Source organism: Streptomyces bathyalis (assembly GCF_015910445.1).
Classification (GTDB): domain Bacteria; phylum Actinomycetota; class Actinomycetes; order Streptomycetales; family Streptomycetaceae; genus Streptomyces; species Streptomyces bathyalis.
The window spans coordinates 3486781-3502541 of record NZ_CP048882.1 but is presented as its reverse complement, the minus strand read 5'-3'; the positions used below and the strand labels follow the sequence as shown (position 1 = coordinate 3502541).

The following is a 15761-nucleotide window of genomic DNA, read 5'->3' as shown; positions in this document are numbered from 1 at the left end:
TCCAACTGCCCGAGCGGGACGGCCCCTCAATACTCCGAGGCATCCCCGGGATCGCGGGCGCCCTCGCGGGCCCGGTCGGCTGCCTGCCGGAGGAAGCCGCGCTCCGCCTGGTTCTCGGTGAGGGCGATCGCCGATTCGTAGGCCCGGGCGGCCTCGTCCCCGCGTCCCAGTCGGCGCAGCAGGTCTGCCCGTACGGCGTGGAACACGTGGTAGCCGTCGAGATCGATGTCCTCCACCAGGGCCAGCGCCTCCCGCGGCCCTTCGACCTCGGCCACGACGACCGCCCGGTTGAGCGCCACGACCGGCCCGGGAGCCACCACGCTGAGCTGGTCGTACAGCTGCAGGACCTGTCCCCAGTCGGTGTCCGCCGCCGTCGCCGCGTCACTGTGCACGGCCTGGATCGCGGCCTGGATCTGGTACGGGCCGGGCCGGTCGCGGCGCAGGCACCTGCGGACGAGGGCCTGGCCCTCGGCGATGAGTTCGCGGTCCCACAGGCCGCGGTCCTGGTCGGCCAGCAGCACCAGTTCACCGTCGGGCGTGGTGCGGGCCTCCCTGCGGGACTCGACGAGCAGCATCAGGGCGAGCAGGCCCAGGACCTCCGGTTCGTCGGGCATGAGCCCGGCCAGGAGCCGTCCCAGACGCAGGGCCTCCGCGCACAGGTCCGCCCGGGCCAGGGTCTCGCCGGAGCTTGCGGTGTGGCCCTCGTTGAAGATCAGGTAGACGACGGCCAGCACGCCCTGGAGCCGGTCGGGGAGATCGGCGTCGGCAGGTACGCGGTACGGGATCCGCGCGTCCCGGATCTTGCCCTTCGCCCGTACGATCCGCTGGGCCATGGCCTGCTCGGACACGAGGAAGGCACGGGCGATCTCCGTGGTGGTGAGCCCGCCCAGCAGCCGCAGCGTCAGCGCGACCCGGGCGCCCTGGGCGAGCGCCGGATGGCAGCACGTGAAGATGAGGCTGAGCCGCTCGTCGCGCACGGGACTCTCCTCGGCCGGCTCGTCGCGGGTATGGAGCAGCGCCGCCTCGGCGTGCCGCTCGGCACGGGTCGCCTCCCTGCGGAGGCGGTCGACCGCGTGGTTGCGGGCGGTGGTGATGATCCATCCGGCCGGGCTGGGCGGGAGTCCGTCCGCCGGCCACCGCTGGACCGCCGTCGTGAACGCCTCCTGGACCGCCTCCTCGGCGACGTCGATGTCACCGAAGACGCGGACCAGGACGGCGACCGCGCGCCCGTACTCCTCGCGGAAGACCTGCTCGACCGCCGAGGCGGACACCTGAGACATGCCGTGCGCCACTCACGTCACCCGCAGTGCCCGAACTCCATGGGCCTGACTTCGATCGAGAGGGGCGTGAGCACCTGGGCGAACTTGCTGCCCCAGGCCAGGGCGGCGTCCAGATCCTCCGCCTGGATGACGGTGAAGCCCCCGAGGTGCTCCTTGCCCTCGACGAACGGGCCGTCGGTGGTGAGCACTTCATTGCCCTTCCCCTGCAGCACGGTCGCCGTGCTCGGCGGGTTCAGACCGCCGGAGAAGACCCAGGCACCGGAATCCCTCAACTCGGCCTGCAGCGCCTCCATGTTCCGCATGATCGGGTCCAGCACCTCCGGGGGCGGCGGGTCCCCGTCGGGCTGGTAGATGCTGATCAGGTACTTCTTCATGGTGGGCCTCCTCGTGACGGTGCCGGTCCGGTGCCCGTGGCATCCCGGCTTCTCACTCTCTATACGAACGGCGGCCCCCTGGATCGACACACCGGGCGAGAAATTCTCGTGAGGCTGTCCCGTGGAGGGGGGCGGCGGGCCGCGCTGCAGGGGATGTGAATCAGCGGAAGAGCCGGGAGGCGGAATTCAGGCCGCCGGAGAGAGAGCGGTCGGCTGGTGCCGAGTCGCCGAATTCCGGTGGTCCACTGACGTCGTCATGCGTTCGAATCCCGTCGCCTCACTTCACGGGACCGGCACGCACCGCGTCGACGAAGCGACATTCTCACCGGATCGGCCTGTCGACTCCGCTCGCTGACGGTTGGCGCCCTCAGGCCCCCGCGGAATGCGGCGGACAAGGGCGGAAGCAGGCGTCCGGAAGGCCGCGCCGCTTCCGGAGAGTGGAGGAACGAAGGAGGAAATCGGCAGGCGCTGCGCCAGTATCACGCGGGAGAAAGGAAGGGCCTGGAAGGGGGCTTCGAAATTACTGGCGGCCTTTCACTAAATAGGGTTACCAGGAGTTGCACCCCGATCTCAGGGGCGGCATAGTTCCCCGGACCAAGCCCCGACCGGCCCTGCTGTCCCCCTGGTGCGGCGTCCTCGGCGGCTCCATGTCCCCTGGAAGGTTCCCCTAGTTGATCATGCATGTCTCGAACCGGCGGGCGCGCCGGGCAGCGCTGCTGGGCACCGCCACCATCGTCGTGGGCGGCGCGATGATCTCCGTCCCGGCTCATGCCGCCTCCGCGGACGGGCACTCCGGATCGACCGGCAAGGCCACTGCCGTCGCGGCCCGCGCGGATCTGAACGTCTCCGTCGTGAACGCCGCCAAGGTTCCGGTCCGGGCCTCCCTCAACTCCGTCAGCGCCCCCCGCGCCGCCGACAAGACGCTGCTGACCGCCGAGGTGAACGGCGCGAACAAGGGTCAGCCCGTGAGGCTGGTCGACGCCAAGGTCGCCCGCTCCGCCGCCAAGGCAGGTGCGCAGCGCTCCGTCGGGCACGTCAAGCTCGCCGGGCTCCGTGCCTTCGCGCCGGGCCTGCCGACCAAGCCGCTGGTGAGCGCCGACCTTCTCACCGCCACCGCCCTGTGCAAGGCGGGCCAGAAGCCCGTCGCCAAGGCGGACCTGGAGAACGTCTCCGTCCTCGGCAAGCCGGTCAAGGTCAACGGACTCGGTAGCCAGAAGGTCGAGTTGCCCGGCGTGGGAACCGTCGACATCGCCCTGGAGGAGACCACCACCAAGGCCGCGTCGGGAGCCGCGACGGCGCTCAAGCTGTCGTACGAGGTGAACCCGGCCAACCTCAACGTCGTGAAGGCCGCCGGTGAGATCGTCCTCTCCGAGGCGACCTGCGAGACGCCGAAGGGCGCCGGTGGCAACGAGCCCGGCCCGCAGACCGGTGACGACGACGGCGGCGGCCTCGCCGAGACCGGCGGCAACTCCGCCACCCCGATCATCGCCGGCGTGGGCGCGCTCCTCGTCGTCGGTGGCGGCACGATGTACCTGATCCGTCGCCGCGGCGCCCGGAGCAGCTGACAGACCAGCGGGACCGGCGGTACCGCACGAACCACGTGTTCAGTGAGTCCCTGTGGAGACCGGTCCCCTTCCGACCGAGGCCCACCGCGCCCCTCCCCCGAGGCGCGGTGGGCCTCGGTGCTGCGTGGGGCGGGCTTGTCTGCCGCTTCGGGTCCATCAGCACGTTCACCATTTCCGGAACGGTACGTGGGAGAGCCAACGCCTCGGCCGCGTAATGGAGTTGTGGCTCCGCGCCGGGAATGAAGCGTCGCCCCGGCCGGCGGTGCCCCGGTGCCGAATTCGTGCGGGGGCAATCGGCGGGGGATCGGCCATATCCCGTTCGTCGTCGGACGGAACGCCGGAGCCGGCCATGGCCCCCGGTCGAATTTCGCCGCGGATCTGCTTGCCGGACATGCCGTGGCGGAAGGGCACCAGGGGATCTTCATCGGCTCGGCCACGTTGCTTCGACGCGGCATCGGAGATACGACCGTTGGGCCGGGAACGTACGTACGGAATCGCGGCCGAATTCGCCGTCGCCACGGGAACACCCGTCTCGGCTCCATGGCCTGCAGGAATAGCGCGCCGTGGCGACTTGCTTCCGCCCTTGTGGAGAAGCGTCCCGAGAACGCCGAGGGGCCCTCGCCGGAGGAGCGGCGGGAAGCCGCCGAGCGGATCGACGAGGCCAGGGCCGGGAACGAGCGGCTCGTCGCCTCGCTGACGCGCCTGTGGGACGGCGTCGTCGAGGCGTCCACGCAGGCCAACATCGACGACGAGCACGATCCCGAGGGGGCCACGGTCGCCTTCGAGCGTGCCCAGCTACGGGACGCGCTCAAGCAGGCACGCTCCGATCTTGAGGACCTCGGCAGGGCTGCCGAGCGGCTGCGCGCCGGCGAGTACTGGGTCTGCGAGCGCTGCGGAGGCTCCATCCCGGGCGCCCGCCTCGCCGCGCGCCCGACGACCGCCCGCTGCATCGACTGCGCGGGCAAGCCCCTCTGACGAGGCCGCGTGCGACCTCGTTCTGCCTGGTGAGGGCCGCAACCCGCAGCAGAGGCCGCGGGGGAAGCTGAGCGAAGACCTCCCCTCGGCCCTGGCCGCCAGGGCGCCGTCCGGGGCGTGCTGCCGTTGTCTTCCAGTTGGTGCAGGCTGGAAGCAGCGGCCCGGACCGCCTCACACTCCGCGCCGTGGGAAGAGGGCGGTGATGACCCGGCAAGGAATTGCGGCTTCGCGACGCGACCGGCCCCGCGACGGGGACGACGTGGCGACTCCCGCCACGGCCGTCCTCGACGAGCAGGGCAAGGTGACCGCGTGGAGCGAGGGTGCCCGGCGCCTGTCCGGCCATCGCCGCGAGGAGGTCGTCGGACGCGATGCCGCCGGGCTGCTGTCGGGGGACGCCGATCAGCCGGAGGGGCCGGCGCCGGGCAGCCGCATCTGGAGCGGGCACGCCGTACTGCGGCACCGGAACGGCTTCGATGTGCGCGTGGCACTCCTCGCCCGCCGCCGCGAGACGCCCTTCGGCTCCGACTGGCTCGTGGTGCGGGTCGCCGAATCACGGCTGCGCCCGTACCGGGACGACGCCTTGATGAGGTGGGCGTTCGGCGAATTCCCCTGCATCCTCGCGATCTTCGACACGAATCTGCTGCTGGTGAGGGCGAACCCCGACATGGAGCGCGCCGTCGGTCTCACCGAGGAGCAGCTGCAGGGCCTGCGTCCCTCGGAGATGCTCTCGTCGCAGCCCGAGCCCGGCAGCGTCGAAGAGGCCATGCACGAGGCCGTACGGAAGGACGAACGCCGGCATCTGCGCATGTTCCTGTGGGTGCCGGGCGAGGACCGCGAGCACGCCTGGTCGGTGTGGGTCGCACCCGCCAAGGACGAGGGCGGCCGGCTGCGCGGCGTGTGCTTCACCGCGCAGGATCAGACGGAACAGTACGCGGCACAGCAGCGGCTGCTGGTGCTCAACAAGGCCGGCACGCGCATCGGGACCACCCTCGACATCAGCCGCACCGCGCAGCAGCTCGCGGACGTCGCGGTCCCCGAGTTCGCGGACTTCGCCAGCGTCGACCTGCTCACGTTCCTCGAACGCGGCGAGGAACCGCCCCCCGGTCCCCGTGCCGGACCCGTCGCCCTGCGCCGTGCCGGCCAGCGGTCCTCGAGGAGCGGGAAGCCCGAGGACCTGGTCGTGCCCGGTGACGTGATCACCTACCCGCAGCTCTCGGCCCTCGTCGAGTCGCTGGAGGGCAGAAGGACGACGACCCCTGATGCCAGCCGGGACCTGCTCACCCGGTGGTCGCCCCAGGACCCCGAGCGGGCCGCCCGGCTGCGCACGCAGGGGATCCACTCCGTGATGGTCGTGCCGATGCGCGCCCGCGGCCTGCTCCTCGGGGTCACCGTCTTCATGCGCCACCGGCACCCGGAGCCGTTCAACGAGGACGACATGCTGCTCGCCGAGGAGCTCACCGCGCGTGCGGGGGTGTCCCTCGACAACGCGCGGCGCTACATCGCCGAACGCAACAGGGCCGAGACCCTCCAACGTGACCTGCTGCCGCAGCGGTTGCCGGAGCTGAGCGCGATCGAGACGGCCGCCCGCTACCTGCCCGCCAGGGAGCAGGCGGGTGTGGGCGGCGACTGGTTCGACGTGATCCCGCTGTCCAGCGCCCGCGTCGCCCTCGTCGTCGGCGACGTCGTGGGCCACGGCCTCCAGGCCTCGGGCGCCATGGCCCGGTTCCGCACGGCCGTACGGGCCCTGGCGGACATGGGGCTCCCGCCCGACGAACTGCTCACCCGCCTCGACGACATGGTCACGCGCCTGTCGGACGAGGACGGTGCCGCGGGCGCGAAGTACATCGGTGCGACCTGCCTCTACGCCGTGTACGACCCGGTCTCCCGGCTCTGCACCGCCGCATGCGCAGGCCACCCCGTGCCCCTGGTCGTGGGGCCGTCGGGGGAGGCGGAGGTCGTCGACCTCCCCATCGGGCCTCCACTGGGCATCGGCGGCATGCCGTTCGAAGCGTCCGAGAGCGAGCTGCCGGAAGGCAGCGTGCTGGCCTTCTACACCAACGGCCTGATCGAGTCGCGTGACCGGGACATCGACGAAGGGATCGAACTGTTCCGGCAGACGCTGGCCGGGACACCCCCCTCCCTGGAGGCGGCGTGCAACCACGTCGTCGCGACGTTGCTCCGCGATCCTCCGCGGGACGATGCGGCGCTCCTCCTCGCCCGCACCCGCGCCCTGAGCCCGGAGCAGGTGGCCACCTGGGAGCTCCCGGCGGACCCCGCGGTCGTCGCGCGGATCCGCGGCGACGTCGAGGGCCAGCTCGGCCGCTGGGAGCTGGACGACCTGGCGTTCAGCACGGAGGTGGTGGTCAGCGAGCTGGTCACCAACGCGATCCGCTACGGCCAGTCGCCGCTCCAGCTGAGGCTGATCCACGACCGGGAACTGATCTGCGAGGTCTCCGACGCCGGCATCGCGGCCCCGCACCTGCGCCCGGCCAACCTCATGGACGAGGGCGGACGCGGCCTGCTCCTCGTCGCGCAGCTGTGCCGTCGCTGGGGCGTGCGGTACGGCCCGCAGGGCAAGACGATCTGGGCGGAACAGAGTTCACCGGGCGACCATCCGCATCCGCTGGCGATGTGACGGGCGGTCGGCGACGGCGGCGACAGCGGCGAAGGCCCGGGCGCTGACGCTCGCGCCGGGACGCGCGGCTCCGATGAGTTTTCCCCGGCCGGCTCGTCTGACTGGAGGAAGGCGTCACCGACAAGCCGTCCCGGAGGACATCATGAGGAAGATCACCGCTGGGTTGTTCATCTCGCTGGACGGAGTGGTGGAGGCCCCAGACCAGTGGCACTTCCCGTACTTCAACGACGAGATGGGTGCCGCCGTCGACGCGACCCTGGGGTCGGCCGACACCGTCCTCCTCGGCCGCAGGACCTACGACAGCTTCGCCGGCGCGTGGCCGGAGCGTGAGGCGGCGGGGGGCGAGGACGCCGGTTTCGCCAAGAAGCTCGGCGACGCACGCAAGATCGTCGTCTCGAATCAGCAACTCGCCTTCACCTGGCGGAACTCCGAGCAGCTGACGGGCGAACTCGCCGAGGCCGTCACGGCGTTGAAGAACGAGCCGGGCGGCAACATCGCCATGAGCGGTTCCGTCTCCGTCGTCCGCCAGCTGCTCGCCGCCGGACTGCTGGACGAGCTGCACCTCCTCGTGCACCCGATCGCGGTCCGCAAGGGCATGCGCCTCTTCGACGAGGGCGAGACCGCGATCCCCTTGCGACTGGTCTCGTCGGAGGCGTTCCGGACCGGCGTGCTGAACCTTGTCTACGCCCCGGACGGGACGGTCGACGACGCCACGTACGACGACGCCAAGGGGCACCTGCCTCAGGGCTGATGAACCTGCCCGGCGGTGTGGGTGTGCGGAGGTTCCTGAGCGCTGGTGACCGCCTTCGCCAGCTTCCCGGCGAGGTCGCCTTTCCCCGCCACCGAGACGTCTTCGAGGTCGAGCCAGCGGGCGAGCAGCCGCAGCTCGTCCGCCAGTTGCACAGCCACCGCGCCGGGATCGGCCCCCGGCTCGGCGAACGCGCCGAGCACCCGCAGGACCCCCGCAGCGCGGTCGCTCTTGACATCGATCCGTGCCACAAGACCGTCGCCGAGGAGGAACGGAAGCACGTAGTAACCGTGGACCCGCTTGGCCGCCGGGGTGTAGAGCTCGATCCGGTGGCGGAAGCCGAAGACCCGTTCGGTGCGTGGCCGCGACCAGACCAGCGGGTCGAAGGGCGTCAACAGGGCGCGCGCTTCGCGCACGGGCGCCGGGAGCCGTCCCGCCGTGACGTAGGCAGGGGCGCTCCAGCCCTCGACCCGGGCCGGGTCGAGGGCACCGGCCTCGACCAGTTCGGTCAGCCGCGCCTTGGACTCCTTCCGCGGCAGGCGGAAGTAGTCACCGAGGTCGGGTTCGGTGGCGACGCCGAGGCGTGCCGCTGCGATCAGTAGCAGCTGCCGCTGCGCCTCGTCCTCGGGCGGGGTCGGGGCGTCGAGGACGGCCTTCGGCAGCACCCGCTCAGGGAGGTCGTAACGGCGCTCGAATCGGACACGGTGGTCGGCGCAGACGAGGCCGGCGAAGAAGAGGTAGTCGAGTGCGATCTTGGCCTCGCTCCAGTTGTACCAAGGGTTCTTGGGCCTGCGTACCGGCGTGGCGAGCTCGGCGGCACGGACGGGCCCCCGCTCGCCCACGGTGCGCAGGACCGACTGGAGCAGCTCGGGCTTCTCCGCGGCCAGGAGGCGGGCCGGTTTCTCGGCGAACTTCTCCGCCCGCGCCATCCGCCAGCGCAGCAGCGGCTGCAACTCGACCGGCAGCAGCGAAGCTTCGTGTCCCCAGTACTCGAACAGGGCGCGGTCGCGGCCGGCACGCGTTGCGGCTCCGGCGGCGGTGTCAGCGTGCGAGGCCAGGCGGTCGAGGGTGGCCCGCGGGTAGGGGCCGAGCCGGGAGAAGAGCGGCATGTAGTGAGAGCGGCAGAGGACGTTGACCGAGTCCAGCTGAAGCAGGCCGACGTCGTCGATCGCACGCCGCAGCCGGCGGGCGTCGATCCGGCCGTTCGGCCGCCGTCGGCCCAGGCCCAGGCCCTGCGCTGCGAGTGCGACGCCCCGCGCCTCACGTGCACTCAGCTCGATCTCGGCGCCCACGCTCACCGTCCTTGTTCCGGCGCTCACTTCGATCGCCCCTTGCCTTTCGACGGCGCCCCAGGAGACGCAACCGGTCCTCGTGGACAGTCCGGGGATCTCCCAGCCGTCGTGGAACCTTCGACGACCGCCCGGAGTGTGCCCGTCAGGCGTGCGCAAGCGTAGCCCCCTCCTCGGTCGGGTTGGGGGGCGCCGAACCGGCCACCGCCACGGCTCCGTTCGCACTCAGCGGGTCACCGGAGACCTCGCCGCCGGCGACGGGGGATCACGAGGCCGGTGCCTCGCGGTTCCAGCCGCCCTCGCGCACCACCTGCCGCAGGATCCTCGCCATCGCCGTCCCCACCGGGGACGGAGCACGGTCGGCGGAGCTGGCGAGCATGATCCGCCGCGACGGTGCCTGGCCGCCGAGTCCGAGGACGCGCACGTCCTCGCGCACTCCGCTCAGGGCCAGTTGAGGCACGAGCGCGACGCCCAGGCCCGCGGCCACCATCGCCTGGGCCTCCTGGTAGTCGTGCGCCTCGAAGGCGACCGCCGGTTCGTAGCCGGCCGACTGGCACGTCCTCAGCAGCACCTCGACCACGGGATGGTGGTCGGCCCGCGTGATCCAGCGCTCCTCGGCGAGCTCGTCGACGCCGACGGCGTCCCGGTCGGCAAGGCGGTGGCTGCGCGAGACGACCAGCCGCGTCGGGTCGGCGAGCAGCTCGTGGACGCTGAGGCCCGGCTCGTCCAGCCGGGACCACTCGTAGTCCCAGAGGACGGCCATCTCGATCTCCCGCGAGTGGAGCAGGTCGAGCAGCCCGGTGAGGCGGGCGCTGCGCACGGAGAGCGAGACGCCGGGGTGGCGTGAGGTGAAGCTCGTGATCGCGAAGGGCAGCAGCGAGGCTCCGAAGGTGGGGAAGGTGCCGAGCCGCAGCGTGCCCGCACGTGCGCCGCGGATGTCCTCCAACTGCTCACGCAGCGCCGCCAGTTGACGTTCGATCCCGGCGACGTGCTCGACCACCGCGCGCCCCGCGTCGGTGAGGTCCACCCCTTTGGCATGACGGGCGAGGACCCGCAGGCCCAGCTCGGTCTCCAGCTTGCGGATCTGCTGGGAGACGGCCGAGGGCGTGTAGGCGAGCCGGTCGGCGGCGGCGGTCATCGACCCGTACCGCGCGACCGCGGCCAGCAGCCTCGACCGTCCGATGTCGACATGCACGGACGGGACTTTAGCAAGAGTTAAGCCTGCGTGGAGAGATGGGAGATGGTGTTCAAGCCGCACCTGTAGCAGGGTGTCTCCCACTTGGCGTACAGATTGCATGCAACTTGCATGGCGAAGGGGAGGCGGGCGAACGATGCAGGTACCGGCGGTACTGATGCGGGGCGGCACCAGCCGGGGACTGTTCTTCCACGAGTCGGATCTTCCCGCCGACCCGGAGCTGCGCGACCGGTTCATCCTGGCCGCGTACGGCAGCCCCGATCCGTACCGCAGGCAGGTCGACGGCGTCGGCGGGGCAACCTCCGCCACCAGCAAGGTGGCGATCATCGCCGACGGCAGTCACCTCGGGGTCGACGTGACGTACGAGTTCGGGCAGGTCTCGATCGACCGGCCGCTGGTGGACAGGACGGGCACCTGCGGCAACATGTCCGCCGCCGTCGGGATCTTCGCCGTCGACGAGGGTCTGGTCCCGGCGACGGACCCCGTCACGCAGGTGAAGTTCCTCAACATCAACACCGGCAAGGCGGTCACCGCCCACGTGCCCACCCGCGACGGCCGGTTCGATCCGGCGGGCGACTTCGCGATGCCCGGCGTCCCCGGGACGGGCTCCAGCATCCGGCTCGACTACCTGCACCCCGGCGGCGCCGTCACCGGCTCGCTGCTGCCCACGGGACAGACGGTCGACAAGGTGGAGGTTCCCGGCATCGGGACCGTCGAGATGTCCGTCGTCGACGCAGCCAACCCGCTGCTGTTCGTGAGGTGGGAGGCCCTGGGCCTGACTGGCAGGGAACTCCCCGACGAGATCGACTCCGACCCCGAACTGCTCGCCCGGCTCGAACTCGTCCGCGCCTCCGCGGGCGTGCACATCGGGACGGCGACCTCGGCCGGTGACGCCACGAAGCGGACCCCCTCGGTCCCGAAGCTGGCCCTCGTCGGACCGCCGTGCGACTATCCCCTGCCGGACGGCAGGGTGCAGAGTCCCGCGGGCCAGACGCTGCGGGCGTCGATGATGTCGATGGGCAGGCTCCACCGGTCCTATGCGCTCAGCGGGGCCATCTGCACCGCCGTCGCCGCGGCGATCCCCGGGACGCTCGTCTCCCAGGTCGCCCGGGCCGGCTCCCCTGACGACGAGATCCGAATAGCTCATCCCTCGGGCGTGCTTCCGATGACCGCCCAGGTCGAGCGCAACGGCGAGGGATGGGCCGTGCCCGTCGTCTCCGGCTACCGCACGGGACGGCGGCTCATGGCCGGAGAGGTCCTCGTGCCCGACGAGAGGGTCGCCTCTCCCGCGTAGCGGCCCCGAATCCGCATCCCTGAGCCCCGAACACGAACCCCGCCTCCCGAGTCCCGGTCCCCGAATCCCCGATCCCCGACTCCCAGTCCCCGACGAAGACAAGCTCAGCAGTGCGGTGAACGTCTGCCGCAGGTCAGCCAGGACACGTCACCGCTCAAAGGAGGACCCTCGATGAGCCGCAAACCGATGGCACGAATACGCGTAACCGTGGTGGTGGCCGCGGCCGGCCTCGGGCTCGGAGCCTGCGGCAACCCGCAAGGCGTCGGGGACGACGGCAAGACCGACGCGGGGGCGAAGGTCCCGTCACGCGTCGAGATGGTCATCCCCTACGACGAGGGCGGCGGCACCGACACCTGGGCGCGCTTCCTCGCGCCGTATCTGAAGAAGCACACCGCCGGCGGTCCGACGTTCCTGCCGGAGAACAAGCCGGGCGGCGAGAGCATCACCGGCTCCAACGAGTTCGTGCGCTCGGGCGGGACCGACGGCAAGGAGGTCCTGGTCACCTCCGGGACCACCTACTACCAGGCACTGCTCAAGCGTCCCGAGGTCGAGTTCGACTTCTCCAAGATGCGGCCGCTGATCATGAACGGCTCGGGCGGCGTCATCTACACCTCGCCGAAGTCCGGCATCAAGAGCGCGAAGGATCTGGCGAAGTCCAAGAAGAAGCTCAAGTACGGCGGCATCAGTGCCACCGGCCTCGACATGACGATGCTTCAGGCGATGGACGTGCTGAAGAAGCCCGTCGACGCCACGTTCGGCTTCGAGGGACGTGAGACGGCGCTGCTGGCCTACCAGCGCGGCGAGGTCGACATCGACTACCAGACCACCTCCGCCTACAAGACCCAGGTGGAGCCGCTGGTCAAGAAGGACAAGGCCGTTCCGCTGATGTCCTTCGGCGTCATCAAGGACGGGAAGGTCGTGCGCGACCCGAACGTGCCCGACCTGCCGACGGTCGAGGAGTTCTACAAGAAGATGTACGGCAAGAAGCCCTCCGGGTCCGCCTACGACTCGTACAGGGCCTTCCTCGTCCCCGGCTGCACGTACCAGAAGGGCCTGTGGGCGAACGAGGACACCCCCGACTCGATCGTGAAGGCCTACTGGAGCTCGGTCGACAAGCTGAAGAAGGACAAGAAGTTCTCCGAGAAGAGCGGCGAAGTGCTCGGCGGCTACCCCCTCTACTCCGGTGAGAAGGGGGAGAAGCAGATCCAGAAGGCGTTCGAGATCGATCCCTCCGCCCGCAAGTACGCCCTCGACATGCTCGAGCGCGAGTACGGCGAGAAGCTCGGCGGAACCTGACCGGCCCGTCCCCGGGGGCGCCTTCGCACGGCGCCCCCGGAGCGGTGTCCCGGAGCGAATGTGAAGCAGCACCCCGAAAGGCTTGATCGATGCTAGACGCCGCGTTCAGCGCGCTGGGCAACCTCTTCGCCCTGTCGAACTTGATATTCCTGCTGCTGGGCGTCGGCTCCGGCCTGGTCATCGGCATGATTCCCGGACTCGGCGGCACGGGTGCGGTGGCGATGCTGCTGCCGTTCGTCTTCGCGCTGGAGCCGACGCAGGCGCTCGCCCTCATCATCGGCGCCGTCGCGGTCGTCCACACCTCCGACACCATCGCCTCGGTGCTGCTGGGCATACCCGGCTCCGCCTCCGCGAGTGTGCTGATGCTCGACGGACATCAGATGGCGAAGAAGGGGCAGGGCGCGCGGGCGCTGTCGATCGCCTTCATGTCATCGATGATCGGCGGGCTGCTCGGCGCTCTCGGGCTGACGCTGTCGATACCCGTCGCCCGCCCGCTGGTTCTCAGCTTCGGCGCCCCCGAACTGTTCATGCTGACGCTGCTCGGCGTATCGCTGACCGCGGTGCTCTCGCGCGGAAACATGGTCAAGGGGCTGCTCGCGGGCGCGTTCGGGCTGCTGCTCGGCGGGATCGGCGCGGCACCCGCGGCGGCCGACTACCGCTTCACCTTCGGCTCGCTCTTCCTGTCCGAGGGCCTCGACCTGGTGGCCGTGGCCCTGGGCATCTTCGGCATCGCCGAGATCGTCACGCTGGTGGGCACCCGCTCCAGCGTCGCCACCGGGTCCGGACTCGGCAGCGGCTGGCGGACGGGCCTGCGCGACGTGCTGCACCACTGGCGCCACGTCATACGCGGGGCCCTCGTGGGGATGTGGGCCGGTGTCCTGCCGGGACTGGGCGCCACCGCGGGGACGTGGATGGCGTACGGGCAGGCGAGGGCGACCACCCGCAAGGAGACCAAGAAGACCTTCGGCAAGGGGGATCCCCGCGGGATCATCGCGCCGGAGAGCGCCAACAACTCCGTCGAGGCCGGGGACCTGATCCCCACGCTGCTGTTCGGGATTCCCGGAGGAGCGCCCGCGGCCCTGCTCCTGGGCGCGCTGCTGGCCTTCAACATCGAGCCGGGGCCGGCGATCATCACCAAGGACCTCGACATCGTCTACACGATCATCTGGTCCTTCGCGCTTGCCAGCATCCTCGGGGCGGCGGCCTGCTTCCTGCTGAGCCGTCCACTGGCGAAGCTCAGCTTCGTGCGGTTCCCGGTGCTGGCCGGCGGGCTCATCGTCGTACTGTTCACGGCCGGCTTCCAGGAGTCCGAGCAGATCGCGCTGCTCCAGGTCATGCTCCTGCTGGGCGCCCTCGGGTGGGTCATGAAGGTGTGCGGTATCCCGAGGGCGCCTTTCCTGATCGGCTTCGTGCTGAGCCTGCCGATGGAGCGCTACTACTTCCTCACCGCGAACCTCTACAAGTTCGACCAGTGGATCGTGCGCCCATGGGTCCTGGTACTTCTCGGCGTGCTCGTCGTACCGACAGTCTTCTCCCTGGTGAAGAAGGTGCGCGCCCGCCGCGACCCGGAGGCGGCCGACGATCCGGACGAAGAGGTGGGCGAGGGACCGCAACCGCCGGGGATCTGGGGCGTCGTGGTCCCGGCCGCCTTCCTCGCGGTCTTCGTCGCGGCGTTCGTGATCTCCCGCGGTTACAGCAGCCAGGCGCGGCTCGTGCCGGGACTGGTGACGGTGGTCGGAGCAGCGATGGCCGCGACGGCACTCGTCATCGGCATCCTCGCCCTGCGGCGGGCCGGGGCACGGGAGGAGTCCGAGCGTGAGGCGTGGGTCGTCGAATGGCGCGCCGTGCTGCGGTCGTTCGGATGGCTCGTCGTGTTCATCGTGCTGACCTACGTCCTCGGCGTGCTCCTTGCGGCACTGGTGTTCCTGCCGCTGTTCCTGCGCCGTGTGGCCGAGATGAGCTGGCGCGCCATCGCGGTCTACACCGTGTGCACGGTCGCGGCGCTCGGCGCTCTGGCGGCCTTCGCCGACATCGCCCTGCCCATCGGCTACCTCACGCCGGTCGGGCTCCTGTGAGCGAGCCGTCGCCCTCCTTCTCCCGCGCGGCCGTCGGGCTGCTGGCGGGGGCGGCCGGCGGACTGCTGCTCACATGGCTTCGCGTACCGGCCGGGACGCTGGTGGGTGCCGTGCTCGGGAGCGCGGCGGCCGGTGGCTTCGTGAACGCGCGGCGGCATCCGGTGCAGCGCTGGGTGCGGACGGCCGGTCTCGTGCTGATCGGCTGTGTCTCGGCGGCACGGCTCGACGGGGAGAGCCTGGCGATGATGGGGCGCATCGCGCTTCCCGTCCTGGCGGCCGTGGTGTTGCTGCTCGTCCTCAACGCCGTGCTGGCGCGCTGGCTGATCCTGCGTCACGGGCTCGATCCGACGACGGCGGTTCTCGCGTGCGCGCCGGGCGGGCTGAGCGAACTTGCCGTTCTGGCGGTCAAGGAGCGGGCGGACGTCCCGACCGTCACCGTCATCCACCTCGTTCGGGTACTGCTGGTCGTCCTGGTGGCGCTCCCGGCCCTCGTCCTCGTCCTGGGCCGGTCGGCATGACGGGCGCACCGGGCCTGGTGATGCTGCTGGCGCTCGCCGGTGCCGGGGCCGGGCTCGGCCGGATGCTGCGCCTGCCGATGTGGCCGGTCACGGGCTCGATCCTGGGGGCGGCGACGGCTCCGCTGGTCGGGCTGGGCGGCGCCGTACCGCCCGGATGGTGGTCGGTGACCGGCCAGTTGCTGGTCGGCTCGGGTGTCGGGGCCATGGTGGGACGGGGCTTCTTCGCCTCCGTGCGGCGCGTCAGCGGGCCCGGGGCCCTGGTGGTGCTGCTGATCGTCGTCGTGGGAGCCGGTGCGGGGGCGGCACTCGCGGCGAGCGGCGCGCTCGAACCCGTGCCGGCGCTGCTGGGCTCGATTCCCGGCGGTGTCGGGGAGATGGTCGCCGCGACGGCGGGGCTGGGCGGCGACAGTGGACTGGTCGCCGGGATGCATCTGATCCGGCTGGTCGTCGTGCTCTCGGCGCTGCCGTTTCTGCTGCGGTGGGCCCGCCGCCGGTACGGCCGGAGCGGGGTATGACC

At 71.0% G+C, this 15761-nt stretch carries 13 protein-coding genes; 9 read left to right on the top strand and 4 right to left on the bottom strand.

Annotated features, from left to right (window positions below; translation table 11 throughout):
- Window positions 1–26 precede the first annotated feature (26 nt).
- Window positions 27–1280 carry an RNA polymerase sigma factor gene (locus G4Z16_RS15220; RefSeq protein ID WP_197351317.1) on the bottom strand — a complete coding sequence of 418 codons (1254 nt, stop codon included), beginning with the start codon at window positions 1278–1280 and terminating at the stop codon, window positions 27–29.
- A 17-nt stretch (window positions 1281–1297) separates the two neighbouring features.
- The gene (locus G4Z16_RS15215) at window positions 1298–1654 is read right to left on the bottom strand and encodes a YciI family protein (RefSeq protein ID WP_197351316.1); all 357 of its coding nucleotides are present in this window, start codon (window positions 1652–1654) and stop codon (window positions 1298–1300) included.
- A gap of 677 nt (window positions 1655–2331) precedes the next feature.
- Between G4Z16_RS15215 and G4Z16_RS15210 the strand changes: the two genes are divergently transcribed.
- From G4Z16_RS15210 to G4Z16_RS15195, 4 genes are all read left to right on the top strand, one after another.
- Entirely contained in the window at window positions 2332–3219 is an 888-nt protein-coding gene (locus tag G4Z16_RS15210) for a choice-of-anchor P family protein (RefSeq protein WP_197351315.1), read from the top strand.
- A gap of 585 nt (window positions 3220–3804) precedes the next feature.
- On the top strand, window positions 3805–4194 hold the full coding sequence (locus G4Z16_RS15205; RefSeq protein ID WP_246530869.1) for a TraR/DksA family transcriptional regulator: 390 nt from the start codon (window positions 3805–3807) through the stop codon (window positions 4192–4194).
- 259 nt (window positions 4195–4453) lie between these two features.
- Window positions 4454–6829 carry an ATP-binding SpoIIE family protein phosphatase gene (locus tag G4Z16_RS15200; protein ID WP_246530868.1) on the top strand — a complete coding sequence of 792 codons (2376 nt, stop codon included), beginning with the start codon at window positions 4454–4456 and terminating at the stop codon, window positions 6827–6829.
- Between the two features lie 142 nt (window positions 6830–6971).
- Entirely contained in the window at window positions 6972–7580 is a 609-nt protein-coding gene (locus tag G4Z16_RS15195) for a dihydrofolate reductase family protein (protein ID WP_197351312.1), read from the top strand.
- On the opposite strand, the gene G4Z16_RS15190 is transcribed toward G4Z16_RS15195, so the two are convergent.
- Window positions 7571–8896, bottom strand: coding sequence for a winged helix-turn-helix domain-containing protein (locus G4Z16_RS15190; protein WP_216865967.1), 1326 nt, complete (start codon window positions 8894–8896; stop codon window positions 7571–7573). The two genes, G4Z16_RS15195 and G4Z16_RS15190, sit on opposite strands and share 10 nt — an antisense overlap.
- 235 nt (window positions 8897–9131) lie before the next feature.
- Entirely contained in the window at window positions 9132–10061 is a 930-nt protein-coding gene (locus G4Z16_RS15185) for a LysR family transcriptional regulator (RefSeq protein WP_246530867.1), read from the bottom strand.
- 136 nt (window positions 10062–10197) lie between these two features.
- On the opposite strand from G4Z16_RS15185, the gene G4Z16_RS15180 reads away from it, so the two are divergent.
- From G4Z16_RS15180 to G4Z16_RS15160, 5 genes are all read left to right on the top strand, one after another.
- On the top strand, window positions 10198–11355 hold the full coding sequence (locus G4Z16_RS15180) for a 2-methylaconitate cis-trans isomerase PrpF family protein (RefSeq protein WP_197351310.1): 1158 nt from the start codon (window positions 10198–10200) through the stop codon (window positions 11353–11355).
- A 171-nt stretch (window positions 11356–11526) separates the two neighbouring features.
- Window positions 11527–12651 (top strand): Bug family tripartite tricarboxylate transporter substrate binding protein, encoded by a 1125-nt coding sequence (locus G4Z16_RS15175; protein WP_197351309.1) that lies wholly within the window; start codon window positions 11527–11529, stop codon window positions 12649–12651.
- Between the two features lie 89 nt (window positions 12652–12740).
- Window positions 12741–14726 (top strand): tripartite tricarboxylate transporter permease, encoded by a 1986-nt coding sequence (locus tag G4Z16_RS15170; protein ID WP_197351308.1) that lies wholly within the window; start codon window positions 12741–12743, stop codon window positions 14724–14726.
- Complete coding sequence (locus G4Z16_RS15165; RefSeq protein WP_197351307.1) at window positions 14723–15244, top strand: AbrB family transcriptional regulator; 522 nt, start codon at window positions 14723–14725, stop codon at window positions 15242–15244. The genes G4Z16_RS15170 and G4Z16_RS15165 overlap by 4 nt, the downstream gene beginning before the upstream one ends.
- Window positions 15241–15759: an AbrB family transcriptional regulator gene (locus G4Z16_RS15160; RefSeq protein WP_197351306.1), complete on the top strand. Its 519-nt coding sequence runs from the start codon at window positions 15241–15243 to the stop codon at window positions 15757–15759. Before G4Z16_RS15165 ends, G4Z16_RS15160 begins: the two co-directional genes overlap by 4 nt.
- Window positions 15760–15761: the final 2 nt, after the last annotated feature.

Excerpts from the sequence above, each read along its gene's own strand:
- G4Z16_RS15170 (WP_197351308.1), top strand. The coding sequence starts at position 12,741 with ATGCTAGACGCCGCGTTCAGCGCGCTGGGCAACCTCTTCGCCCTGTCG.
- G4Z16_RS15175 (WP_197351309.1), top strand. The coding sequence starts at position 11,527 with ATGAGCCGCAAACCGATGGCACGAATACGCGTAACCGTGGTGGTGGCC.
- G4Z16_RS15220 (WP_197351317.1), bottom strand. The coding sequence starts at position 1,280 with ATGTCTCAGGTGTCCGCCTCGGCGGTCGAGCAGGTCTTCCGCGAGGAG.
- G4Z16_RS15180 (WP_197351310.1), top strand. The coding sequence starts at position 10,198 with ATGCAGGTACCGGCGGTACTGATGCGGGGCGGCACCAGCCGGGGACTG.
- G4Z16_RS15210 (WP_197351315.1), top strand. The coding sequence starts at position 2,332 with ATGCATGTCTCGAACCGGCGGGCGCGCCGGGCAGCGCTGCTGGGCACC.
- G4Z16_RS15195 (WP_197351312.1), top strand. The coding sequence starts at position 6,972 with ATGAGGAAGATCACCGCTGGGTTGTTCATCTCGCTGGACGGAGTGGTG.
- G4Z16_RS15215 (WP_197351316.1), bottom strand. The coding sequence starts at position 1,654 with ATGAAGAAGTACCTGATCAGCATCTACCAGCCCGACGGGGACCCGCCG.
- G4Z16_RS15160 (WP_197351306.1), top strand. The coding sequence starts at position 15,241 with ATGACGGGCGCACCGGGCCTGGTGATGCTGCTGGCGCTCGCCGGTGCC.